Source organism: Bradyrhizobium sp. USDA 372 (assembly GCF_053629095.1).
Window position 1 is genome coordinate 6,208,125 of record NZ_JBRJHR010000001.1, and the last position, 11,776, is coordinate 6,219,900.

At 65.7% G+C, this 11,776-nt stretch carries 9 protein-coding genes; 7 read left to right on the forward strand and 2 right to left on the reverse strand.

Annotation, left to right across the window (positions count from 1 at the left end; genetic code table 11):
* Both AB7M16_RS28985 and AB7M16_RS28990 read right to left on the reverse strand, forming a co-directional pair.
* Positions 1-1,860, reverse strand: coding sequence for an ATP-binding protein (locus AB7M16_RS28985; RefSeq protein WP_453945852.1), 1,860 nt, complete (start codon positions 1,858-1,860; stop codon positions 1-3).
* A 121-nt stretch (positions 1,861-1,981) separates the two neighbouring features.
* Positions 1,982-2,614, reverse strand: a complete 633-nt coding sequence (locus tag AB7M16_RS28990) for a cupin domain-containing protein (protein WP_212254532.1) — start codon at positions 2,612-2,614, stop codon at positions 1,982-1,984.
* A gap of 219 nt (positions 2,615-2,833) precedes the next feature.
* Between AB7M16_RS28990 and AB7M16_RS28995 the strand changes: the two genes are divergently transcribed.
* From AB7M16_RS28995 to AB7M16_RS29025, 7 genes are all read left to right on the forward strand, one after another.
* Positions 2,834-4,525 carry a peptide ABC transporter substrate-binding protein gene (locus AB7M16_RS28995; RefSeq protein WP_453945854.1) on the forward strand — a complete coding sequence of 564 codons (1,692 nt, stop codon included), beginning with the start codon at positions 2,834-2,836 and terminating at the stop codon, positions 4,523-4,525.
* A 27-nt stretch (positions 4,526-4,552) separates the two neighbouring features.
* Positions 4,553-5,503, forward strand: a complete 951-nt coding sequence (locus tag AB7M16_RS29000; RefSeq protein WP_453945856.1) for an ABC transporter permease — start codon at positions 4,553-4,555, stop codon at positions 5,501-5,503.
* Positions 5,504-5,507: 4 nt separating this feature from the next.
* Positions 5,508-6,383 (forward strand): ABC transporter permease, encoded by an 876-nt coding sequence (locus AB7M16_RS29005; protein WP_212254534.1) that lies wholly within the window; start codon positions 5,508-5,510, stop codon positions 6,381-6,383.
* Positions 6,384-6,436: 53 nt separating this feature from the next.
* The gene (locus tag AB7M16_RS29010; protein ID WP_453945858.1) at positions 6,437-7,765 is read left to right on the forward strand and encodes an NAD(P)/FAD-dependent oxidoreductase; all 1,329 of its coding nucleotides are present in this window, start codon (positions 6,437-6,439) and stop codon (positions 7,763-7,765) included.
* Between the two features lie 7 nt (positions 7,766-7,772).
* Positions 7,773-8,699, forward strand: coding sequence for a 2-hydroxyacid dehydrogenase (locus AB7M16_RS29015; protein ID WP_453945860.1), 927 nt, complete (start codon positions 7,773-7,775; stop codon positions 8,697-8,699).
* Between the two features lie 195 nt (positions 8,700-8,894).
* Positions 8,895-10,751: an ABC transporter ATP-binding protein gene (locus tag AB7M16_RS29020; RefSeq protein ID WP_453945862.1), complete on the forward strand. Its 1,857-nt coding sequence runs from the start codon at positions 8,895-8,897 to the stop codon at positions 10,749-10,751.
* A 445-nt stretch (positions 10,752-11,196) separates the two neighbouring features.
* A complete protein-coding gene (locus tag AB7M16_RS29025) occupies positions 11,197-11,712 on the forward strand; it encodes a hypothetical protein (RefSeq protein ID WP_260382541.1) in 516 nt (171 codons plus the stop codon).
* Positions 11,713-11,776 lie beyond the last annotated feature (64 nt).

Consider the following 11,776-nt stretch of genomic DNA (forward strand, 5'->3'; position numbering starts at 1 on the left):
CTACTTCCGCGACCGCGTCGTGCCACTACCTTCCGCGGCCTGCCTGCGCAGAAACGCCTCGACGTCGGCCTGCACCGAGTAGGGCGTCGGGATCGCGTCGCCGGCGGAATCGACTGCGGTGTCGAGGCTGCGCCGCAGCAGGCGTGCCAGCTCGGCCTTGCGGTAGGGCTTACGCAGCAGCGGCGCGCCCATCGTGGCGCGTCCCTGGGTATGCAGGGAATCGTAGGCGTAGCCGGAGGTGAAGAGGACCCTTAAGGACGGTCGTGCGGCCACCATCTGCTCGGCGAGCTCGCGTCCGTTCATGCTGCCGGCCATCACGATGTCGGTGAAGAGCAGGTCGAACGGGGTGCCTTCGGCCGCGATGGCGAGGGCCTCGGTCGCATCGGCGGCGGGGATGACCTTGTAGCCGAGCCCTTCGAGCTGGACCGCGACGTAGTGTCGGACCTCGCGGTCGTCCTCGACACAGAGGATGGTTTCGGTCCCGCCGACGATCTTGCGATCGTCGTAGCCGGTCGGGCGCAGCGTGCTCGCCTCCGCCTTCGGCAGGTAGATCGTGAAGATGGTGCCGCGTCCTTCTTCGGAGGCGACCTTGATGCCACCGCCGGACTGCTTGACGAAGCCGAACACCATGCTGAGCCCGAGCCCCGTGCCTTTGCCGACCTCCTTGGTCGAGAAGAACGGATCGAAGATGCGTTCGAGAATGGCCTGCGGAATGCCGGTGCCGGTGTCGGTAATCTCGATCTCGACATAGTCGCCGGCATAGCCGGCACCGACCGCCAGGGCCTCGCGCACGCCGAACACGACGTTGCGCGTCGTCAGCGTCAGCCTGCCGCCGTCCAGCATGGCATCGCGGGCATTGATGGCGAGGTTGAGCAGCGCCGAGCTCAATTGCCCGCGGTCGGCGTAGGCCAGCCAGACGTTTCCGCCCAGCTTCGTCACGATCTCGATCTTCTTGTCGAAGGTTGCGAGCAGCAGCTTGGCGAGCTCCTCGATGAGCTCGTTGACGTCGATCTCGGCCGGCTGCAGCGCCTGCTTGCGGGCAAAGGAGAGCAAGCTCGACGTCAGCGCGGCGCCGCGATCGGCGGCCTCACTGATCAGCTTGGTGATGGTCGCGAGCGGCGGGTTGTCCTTGACGGCGTCGGCGAGGATCTCGATCGTGCCTGTTATCACCGTGAGCATGTTGTTGAATTCATGCGCGATGCCGCCGGTGAGCTGCCCGACCGCGTCCATCTTCTGGGATTGGATCAGCTGCTCCTCGGCAGCGCGCGTCTGGGTGATGTCCCTGACGAAGGTGTTGATGATGGAGCGCTCTTCGATGCGCAACACCGTGCTGGACGCCTCGACCAGAATTTTATCGCCGTTCCTGTGCACCAGGGTGACTTCGAAGCGCATGCCGGCCGGCGCGGCGGACAATTCCGGAACGAGGCGCGCCATGCGTTGCCTGAAGCCGGCGCGCAGCGGCTCGGCGACGAGAAGATCGACGACGTCGGCGCCCCGCGCCTCCTGCCGCGTCCATCCGGTCAGCGCCTCCGCCTGAAAGCTCCACTCCAGCACGGTGCCGCTCTCGTCGATCTGAATGTAGGCATCGAGCGCGGTCTTGATGACGGCTTGCATCATGTGCGTGTTGGTCTGCGCCTGCCCGGCCAGCAGCTCAGCGGTGCGTATTTCCCGCGACGTCTCGATCGCACGCGCGCAGAGAAGGACGAGCAGCACCGCCACGGCGGCGCTGACCAAGAGCGCGAGGAGCTGGGCCGTGCCGAATTCGGCACTGCCGGTCGCCAGAGAGGAGGCGAGGAAGGCTGCAGCAGTCACGATGGCCTGTGCGGCCAACGCGAGGGTCAGAAGCCTCCTGAGTTTCATGGTCTCACACCAAAGACGCCGGCCGCCCCCGCCGCTTCGCGAGCTGCGGGCATCATGTGAGCTACAGACTAGGCGCGGCGGCGTCGAGGGGCAATTTCCGGTGGTGCGGGACGGGGCCGCTTCAACCCGCCGGCGAGTCGGTCTGCCGCAGCGTCGTCACCCAGATCACGCGCGCCACCTGCTGGGTCGGGTTGTCGAACATGTGCGGCACGATGCTCGGAAAACGAAAGCTGTCGCCGGCTTCCAGCACATGGGCCTGACTGTCGAGCCACAGCCGCAGGCTGCCCGCGAGGATGTAGCCCGCCTTCTCGCCGGTGTGCTGCAGGAAGTCGGTGCCGGAGGAGGCGCCGGGGTTGAGCGTGAGCTCGTAGAGCTCGAGCTGGCCTTTGCCTTCCGGGGTCAGCGCTTCCTTGACGACGCCGCTGGCGGTGAGCCGCAGCAGCCTCCGGTTGCTCTTGCGCACGATGTAGCGCTGCCCGTCGGCGGGATCGCTGCTCTCGAAGAAATAGGAGATGGGCACATCGAGCGCGATGCCGAGCAGGCGCAGGGTGCGGATCGAGGGCATCGCGCGTGCGCGTTCGAGCTGGCTGATCATGCCGGTGGACAGGCCGGTCTTGTTGGCGACGTCCTGGATCGAAAGGCCGGCGCGCTGCCGCAGCAGCCGCACGGTTTCACCCAGGCGCTGGTCGACCGCATCGTCAGCTTCGATCGTGGAAGCGTCCTTGGTGCCGTTGGTATCGCCGCGACCATCCATGTCGCTCTCCCATGCATCATCTCAGCCTCGGGCATCGCGCCTCGTGGCTTCAGTCGGATTGAAAAGCGAACGCATTCTAGCAATGCGATTGACAGCTGTATTTAGTCGTGATGAACTTTTGGAAGAAAAATTTAGAAGCACTAAAGCCCACTCCTGTCCCTTTGCCGGGGTCTCGGGGGCGCGGGAGACGGTGCCGCGTGCGGAAACGGAGAGTGGGTCATGGCAGACGACACCGGCACGTTCGGCGTTGGGGCAGGGCATCTCGGCATTCCGAATCGCCGTCAATTCTTCCAGCTCGGCGCAGGCGCGGCGGCGGGATGGACGCTTTCGAGCAGTGCGTTGGCCCAGACTGAACGCCCGACCGCTCCACCGGACAAGCCGCGCGGACAGGTGATCGCGGCGCTGTCGCAGGAGCCGACCGTCTTTCATCCCTTGATGCCGGGCATCGAGGTCGATCTGGGCATCTGGTGGCAGGTGTTCTCGCCGCTCTGGTACATCGATCCCGACGGCAAGTTCGTCCCCGACCTCGCCCGCGAAGTCCCGACCCTCGAGAATGGCGGCCTGTCGGCCGATGGGTTGACCTGGAAGATCAAGCTCCGCAGCGACGTGAAGTGGCACGACGGCACGCCGTTCACGGCGGAGGATGTCAAATTCTCCATCGAGCTGATCAACAATCCCGGTTTCCGCGCGCGCAGCCGGGTCGGCCACAGCCTCGTCAAGGACATCACCGTCGTGGCGCCCGACGAGATTCATTGGCGGATGGAAGCGCCCTATTCGCCCTATATGTCGATCCTGGCGTCGTTCACCTTCATCGTGCCGAAGCACATCCTGGAGAAGGTGTCCGATCCGAACGCCTCACCGTTCCACAATGCGCCTGTCGGGACCGGCCCGTTTCGCTGGGGCGAGCGCGTGCCCGGCGACCATATCCAGCTGAACGCCCACACCGGTTATCATGGCAAGGGGCCGTACCTCGAACGCGTGGTCTTCAAATACATCCCTGATCTCACCGTGCTCTACACCCAGTTCCGCACCGGTCAGGTCGACTACACGGGCCTGCAAGGCATCCTGCCGAACTTCGTGCAGGAGGCAAAGACGCTGAAGGGCCGCAAGATCTTCGTTTCGTCGACGTCCTCGGTAGAGCATATCGCGCCGAACCTGGATTTTGGCCCCTTCACCGATCGTGCCGTGCGCGAGGCGCTCTATCTCGGCATCAACAAGCAGGCGATCATCGACGCGCTCTATTACGGCCTGCCGACGCAGACCGAGAGCTTCGTGCCGCAGCAGGCCTGGTCGTTCCAGCAGGGGCTGCCGCAGCACAAATACGATCCTGCCAAGGCCAACGCGCTGCTCGACGCCGCGGGCTGGGTTCGCGGCGCCAGCGGCATTCGCGAGAAGGGCGGCGTCAAGCTCGAGTTCGCCAACTCGACGACGGCGGGCAGTGCCGTGCGCGAACAGTGCCAGCAGCTCCTGATCCAGGACTGGCGGGCGATTGGCGCGGCGATGCGCGTCAACAACATGCCGGCGGCCGTGATCTGGGGCGACTTCTGGCAGCAATCGAAGTTCAATTCGGTGATCGTCGGCGTGAACTTCATGCTGGGCAGCGACCCCGACGTGACGCCGCGCTTCGGCTCCGGCGCCATTCCCGCCAAGGGCGGCCGCGGCTACAACACGTATCAATATCAGAGCGCGGAGGCCGACCGACTGCTGTCTCAAGGCGCCCAGCAATTCGACCTTGCGCAGCGCAAGGCGACCTATGGCGAACTGCAAAAGCTGATCCGCAACGACCTCGCCATCCTGCCGCTGTTCCAGGGCTTCATCGCCGAGGGCATCAAGGAGGGGCTGCAAGGCTTCCGTCCCAACATCAACATGTCGATCAACAGCTGGAACATGCGCGAATGGTATTGGGCGTGATGCGTCCAATGCGCTGGATCGCCTGAGATGGCCCGTTACGTCGTCAACCGCCTCGCCCAGGCGATCATGCTGCTCGTGATCGTCTCGGGAATTGGCTTTGCCATCCTGCATCTGGCGCCCGGCGGCCCGCTCTCGCAGTTTGCCGTCTCCGGACAGATGACGCAGGAGGATCTCGACCGCGTCACCAGGCAGCTCGGCCTCGATCGGCCGCTGCCGATCCAGTATCTCGACTGGTTCGGTCGCATGGTGCGGGGCGATTGGGGCAAGTCGTATCGCGACGGCGAGCCGGTGCTGTCGGTGATCTCCTCGCATCTCGGCGCCACGCTGGAGCTGATGGCGACGGCGACCATCATCGCGGTGCTGCTCGGCTGCTGGATCGGCATCCTTGGCGCGCTGCGCCGCTACTCGTTGTTCGATACGCTTGCCACCGTCGGCGCCATGATCGCGCTGTCGATCCCGACGTTCTGGTTCGGCCTCGTCACCATCTACGTCTTCTCGGTCAAGCTCGGCTGGCTGCCGGCGGGCAATCGGCACACCATTGGCGACGGCTCCTTCCTCGACCTGCTGCATCATCTGATCGCGCCGGCCGTGGTGCTGGCGCTGGTCGAGACCGCGATGTGGGGCCGCTTCATGCGCTCCTCGATGCTCGAGGTGATCAACCAGGACTACATCCGCACCGCGCGCGCCAAGGGCATGCCGGAATGGCGCATCCTCACGGTGCACGCGCTGCGCAATGCGCTGTTGCCGATGATCACGGTCGCCGGCCTGCAGTTTCCGACCCTGCTCGGCGGCGCGCTGGTGGCGGAGACCGTGTTCACCTGGCCGGGCATGGGCCGGCTGTTCCTCGATTCCATCGGCTACCGCGATTATCCCGTGGTCATGGGTATCCTGATGTTCTCGGCGACGATGGTGCTGATCGGCTCGCTGCTCGCCGACATCTTCTATGCCGTCGTCGATCCGCGCATCCGGGTGGGCTGAAGCGATGGCGACCGCAACCCTCTCCACCGTTCAGCTCGCGCCCGGCCAGGCCGCGTGGCGGCGCTTCCGCCGGCATCGGCTGGCGCTCGCGGGCGCATTGATCATTCTGGTGCTCGTGCTCGGCTCGGCCTTCGGTCCCTATCTGCTGCCGTTCGACGACACCTATATCGACATCATGAAGCGGTTCGCGCCGCCGCTCTCCGGCGCGCATATCCTCGGCACCGACGAGCTCGGCCGCGACGTGCTGGCGCGGCTGTTGATGGGCGGGAGGGTCTCGCTGTCGATCGGCATCGTCGCGATGGTGATCGCGATGGCGGTCGGCATCGTCGTCGGCGCCTTTGCCGGCTTCTATGGCGGCGCCGTCGGCGCGGTGCTGATGCGGCTCGTCGACGCCGTGCTGTGCTTTCCGACCATCTTCCTGCTGCTGGCGCTCGCAGCGCTCACCGAGCCCGGCCTCGTCACCACCACCGTGCTGATCGCGGCGACGGCCTGGATGGCGGTCGCGCGCGTCGTCGAGGCCCAGGTGCGCTCGTTGCGCGAGCGGGAATTTGCCGTCGCCGCGCTCGCCTTCGGCTCCTCGAACCTGCGCATCATGTTCCGCGAGCTCGTGCCCAACGCGATCGCGCCGATCGTCGTTGCCGCGACGCTGAACGTCGCCAAGGCGATCCTGCTCGAATCCTATGTCAGCTATCTCGGCTACGGCATCCAGCCGCCGGCGGCGAGCTGGGGCAACATGCTCAACAATGCGCAGATCTATCTGACCAGCGCGCCCTGGCTCGCGATCGCGCCTGGCGTCGCCATCACGCTCGCGGTGACCAGCTTCAACTTTCTCGGTGACGGCCTGCGCGACGCGCTCGATCCGCGAATGAACATCCCCTGACGCGCAAGACTGTCTGACGCGCAAGACCTCGAACTGAACTCCAGGAGTGCCCCATGTCCCCGCCGCTCAACCGCATCAACAGCGACGAACGCCTGCCGGCGCAGGTGGATGTCGTCGTCATCGGCGGCGGCGTCATCGGCGTCTCGGCGGCCTATCATCTGGCGAAGAAGGGCCATTCCGTCGCCCTCGTCGAGAAGGGCCATGTCGGCGGCGAGCAGTCGAGCCGCAATTGGGGCTGGTGCCGCCAGCAGGGCCGCGCCCGCGAGGAGATCCCGCTCGCGCGCGAGGCGCTGCGGCTGTGGGAGGACATGCAGAACGATGCCGGCGTCGATGCCGGCTTCCGCCGCACCGGCGTCTTGTTCCTCACCAAGAGCAAGGACGAGCTCGCCGGCTGGGAGCGCTGGGCCGCGGTCGCGCGCGAGCAGCAGGTCCACTCCACCGTCTTGACGCCGGCCGAGGTCGCCGAGCGCATGCCTGGCAATGCCGACACATGGGTCGGCGGCCTGCACACGCCGAGCGATGGCCGCGCCGAGCCGTCGATGGCCGTCCCTGCGCTCGCCACAGCCGCGCGCAAGCACGGCGTGACCATCCATCAGGGCTGCGCCGCGCGCGGGCTGGAGACGACAGGCGGGCGCGTCAGCGCCGTCGTCACCGAGAAGGGTACCATCCGCACGCAGTCCGTGCTGCTGGCGGGCGGCGCGTGGTCGTCGCTGTTCTGCCGCCGCCACGGCATCGAGCTGCCGATCGGCCTCGTCAACGCCACCGCGTGCCGGACCACGCCGGGACCGGAGATCACCTCCGGCGCGCTCGGCACCGATTTCTACTGCATCCGCCGCCGCCTCGACGGCGGCTTCACGCTGGCGTTGCGCAACCGCGGCACGGTCGAGCTGTCGCCGGACCTGTTCCGTTACGCGCGCACGTTCTGGCCGACCTATCAGCACCGCAAGAACGGATTGAAGCTGTCGTTCGGCAAGTCGTTCTTCGATCAACTCATGCGCGGTACCAGCTGGAGCTTCGACAAGCCGTCGCCGTTCGAGGCCGAGCGCGTGCGCGATCCCGCGCCCGACATGTCGCTGGTCAATGCGGCGCTGACGGCGCTGATCAAGTCGAACCCCGGGCTGAAGGACATCGAGATCGCCGAAGCCTGGGGCGGCACGATCGACTGCACGCCCGACACCATTCCGGTGATCTCGCCGGTCGACGCGCTGCCGGGCTTCTTCCTCGCCACCGGCTTCTCGGGCCATGGCTTCGGCATCGGTCCCGCGGCCGGCAAGCTCGCCGCCGACATCGTGACCGGCTCGACGCCGCTGGTCGATCCCGCCGCTTACAGCCACAAGCGCATGATCGACGGCCGTCGGCTCGCGCCGGTCAGCCCGTTCTGAGGCGGGCATGACGGTTCTCTACAAGGCCAACATGGTGCGCGGCGCCGAGTGGGCGCGCTTCTTCGCGGAGCGCGCCCCCGACATCCCGTTCCGACTCTGGCCCGACATCGGCGATCCCGCCAATGTGCGCTATCTCGTGGCCTGGGTGCCGCCGGACGCCATCGCGACGACGTTCCCGAATCTGGAGTTGGTCTTCTCGGTCGGCGCCGGCGTCGATCAGTTCGACATCACCAAGTTGCCGCCGCATGTTCCGCTGGTCCGCATGATGGAGCCCGGCATCACCGATCGCATGGTCGAATATGCCTGCATGTCGGTGCTGGCGCTGCACCGCGATCTCGTGCAGTTCATCGCCCAGCAGCGCGATCAAGTCTGGCGCGAACTGCCGGCGACGTACACGAGCGAGCGGCGTGTCGGCGTGATGGGGCTCGGCCAACTCGGCCAGGCGGTGCTGGAACGGCTCAAGACGTTCGGCTTTCCGCTCTCAGGGTGGAATCGTTCGCCGCGCGAGATCGAAGGCGTCACCTGTTATGCGGGCGCCGACTCGTTACCGGATTTCCTGGGGCAGAGCGACATTCTGGTCTGCCTGTTGCCGTTGACCTCGAAGACGCGCGGCATCCTCAATGCAAAGCTGTTCGTGCGCCTGCCGCGCGGTGCCCGGCTGCTCAATGTCGGGCGGGGCGGGCATCTGGTCGAGGCCGACCTCATCGCTGCGCTGGACAGCGGTGCGCTGTCGGCTGCCGTGCTCGACGTCGCCGAGCCCGAGCCGCTGCCTGCGGGCCATCCGTTCTGGAGCCATCCGCGCATTCTCCTGACGCCGCACATCGCCAGCACGACAAAGCCGGAAACGGCGGTCGGCTATGTGCTTGATACCATCGCGCGACACCGCCGCGGCGAGGCCTTGCCGGGGCTGGTCGATCGCAAGCGGGGGTACTGAGGTCATGATGGGAACACCGGTGCAGCCACGAGCGAAGTTCACTTCTCCCGCTTGCGGGAGAGGTCGGCGCGCAGCGCCGGGAGAGGGCTCTCTCCTCTTGGGGGTTCTCGCTTGCGGAGACACCCTCTCCCCAACCCTCCCCCGCAAGCGGGGGAGGGAGCGCACCATCTTCGCGGCAGGCCTTGAGGTCTACCTATGACCAGCGCCGCGACCAAACCCATCGTTGCCCAAGCCCCCGTGCTGTCGGTCGCCGGCCTCACCACCTCCTTCATGCTCGAGCGGCAATGGCTTCCCGTCGTCCGCAATGTCTCGTTCGATATCGCGCCCCGGGAAACCGTGGCGATCGTCGGCGAGTCTGGTTCGGGCAAGAGCGTGACCGCGCTGTCGATCATGCGGCTCATTCCGAAGGAGATCGGCCGCGTCGAGGGCCGGGTCATGCTGGCGGGGCGCGATCTGCTCGCGCTGCCCGAGGCGAGCATGAAGGACATCCGCGGCAATGACGTCGCCATGATCTTCCAGGAGCCGATGACGAGCCTCAATCCGGTGCTCACCATCGGCTTCCAGATCGCGGAAGCGCTGATCCAGCATCGCGGCCTGTCGCGCGCGGCGGCGGAGGCGGAGACCATCCGCCTGCTCGATCGCGTCCGCATCCCGGCGGCGGCATCGCGCTTCCACGAGCATCCGCATCGCTTCTCCGGCGGCATGCGCCAGCGCGTGATGATCGCGATGGCGCTGGCCTGCAAGCCGAAGCTCCTGATTGCGGACGAGCCGACCACCGCGCTCGACGTCACCATCCAGGCCCAGATCCTCGAGCTCTTGAAGGAGCTTCAGCAGGAGGAGGGGATGTCGATCCTCTTCATCACCCACGACATGGGCGTGGTCGCCGAGATCGCGGACCGCACCGTGGTGATGTATGGCGGGCAGGCGGTGGAGACGGATGCCACCGCGCGCATTTTCGCCGCGCCTGCGCATCCCTACACGCGCGCGCTGCTCGCGGCCGTGCCGCGCCTCGGCTCGATGGATGGGCGGCCGCGGCCGATGCGGTTTCCGATCGTCGACAAGGTGACGGGCACATCGGACGAGCCGTCCGAGACGCCTGACACTGTCTCACCCGCCGCGCGGCCTTTGCTCGAAGTCTCAAATCTCACCACGCGCTTTCCGATCCGCTCGGGCCTGTTCGGCAAGGTCTCCGGCCGCGTCCATGCGGTCGAGAACGTCTCCTTCACCTTGCGCGCCGGCGAGACATTGGCCCTGGTCGGTGAATCCGGCTGCGGCAAGTCGACCACCGGCCGCTCCATCCTGAAGCTGACGGAGCCAGACAGCGGGACGGTCCTGATCGACGGCCAGGATGTGCTGGCCATGAACGGCCGAGCCTTGCGCGATGTGCGCAAGCACATGCAGATCGTGTTTCAGGACCCGTTCGCGAGCCTCAATCCGCGCATGTCGGTGGGAACGGCGATCGCTGCGCCCTTGCTTGCCAACGGACTCGCGACGGCGTCGCAGGCGCGCGACAAGGTTGCCGACCTGCTCGTCCGCGTCGGCCTCTCAGCCGACATGGCCGCGCGCTTCCCGCACGAATTCTCCGGCGGCCAACGCCAGCGCATCTGCATCGCGCGCGCGCTCGCGCTCGGGCCGAAGCTGATCGTCGCCGACGAAGCGGTCTCGGCGCTCGATGTCTCGGTGAAGGCGCAGGTCGTCAACCTGATGCTCGACCTGCAGGCCAGCATGGGCCTGGCCTATCTCTTCATTTCCCACGACATCGCCGTGGTCGAGCGCATGAGCCACCGCGTCGCCGTGATGTATCTCGGCGAGATCGTCGAGATCGGCCCGCGCGCATCGGTGTTCGGCAATCCCCAGCATCCCTACACCAGGAAGCTGATGGCCGCCGTGCCGGTGCCCGACCCGTCACGCCGCGGCACGCGACGCCAGGCCTCCAACGACGAGATCAGAAGCCCGGTCCGCGCGCCGGATTATCAGCCGCCGGTTCGGCAATATCGCGAAGTGACGCCCGGCCACGTGGTGCAGGTGTGGGGCGAGGAATGGTCGGCCTGAGGCTGCGAGCTTCACGAAACCAAGCGCGGATCTTTGATTTCGGCCAGACGTGATCAGCTTGCTGACCAACCGCGCGTTGCAGATCCAGCGTGTTCGCCTTCCGTTATCGCGACAATGCAGACGCGTCCTCCGGAAATTGTGACCGAATAGAGCGACAGGGAGGAGCCGTGTGTGAACCGCTTCATACGCGATCGCTCTTTTTCGGAATTACCACTCATCCAACGAAATTGCCGCACCCGGATCACTTCAAACACGGGTGAGACGCAATGCCTGCGCAGCCACATGCTCGCAGCTTTGGATTGGCTCCGTCTCGTTCACGAGCAAAGCCGGTCCCATCACTCAGCAAAGATCCTTCAGTAATTTGGAATGAAAGGGCATCGCGCAACTCATGCAGCTTCTGTTCGGGGTCGGCCGGTAGGCTGCTACTTACTCAGAAGGAGCTCCTATGAAGATAAGCAGCGCAATTTCCAGCGCCTTCTCTGCAACAAGGCGCGTCGGCAATCTTCGGATCGCCCGTTCCAGTCTGATTAAATCGGCCCATCTTCTTGAAAGAATCGGGCTGGCCGCCGTTGGGGCCTCTGGCGGCCTCTATGTTGGAGCGACCCTGTTACGTCAGAAAGCCGGACTGTTTGAAAGCGGCTGGATCGTCCTGATAACGATGCTCTACGGAGCGCTTGGCTATTACGTGGGGATTGATTTGTCCGGCAATGGTGCACAGAGGCCGACATCGAGTATCTCGGAAGAATGGAACGGTTCCGAGCCGGTCGAGATCATGAGTGCGGCGGGAACGTTTGGCGCGGCAATCGCTGCAACTCTCTCCGTCAGCATCCTTGTCCTTGATCAAAATCTGCCTAACGGCCTTATCGGCTTTGTTGCCGGCTGCTGGGTGGTTGGTTCTTCGCTTCAGGTTGCGGCGGGCACGATGGCTCGCAGTTATGAAGCGCCTATCAGCGAGCAGTGAAGGAAGCTGCGGTCGCGGAGAACGTCCGCTTGGCACAAGCCGCAGTGCTGGTTCGGCTCTGGTT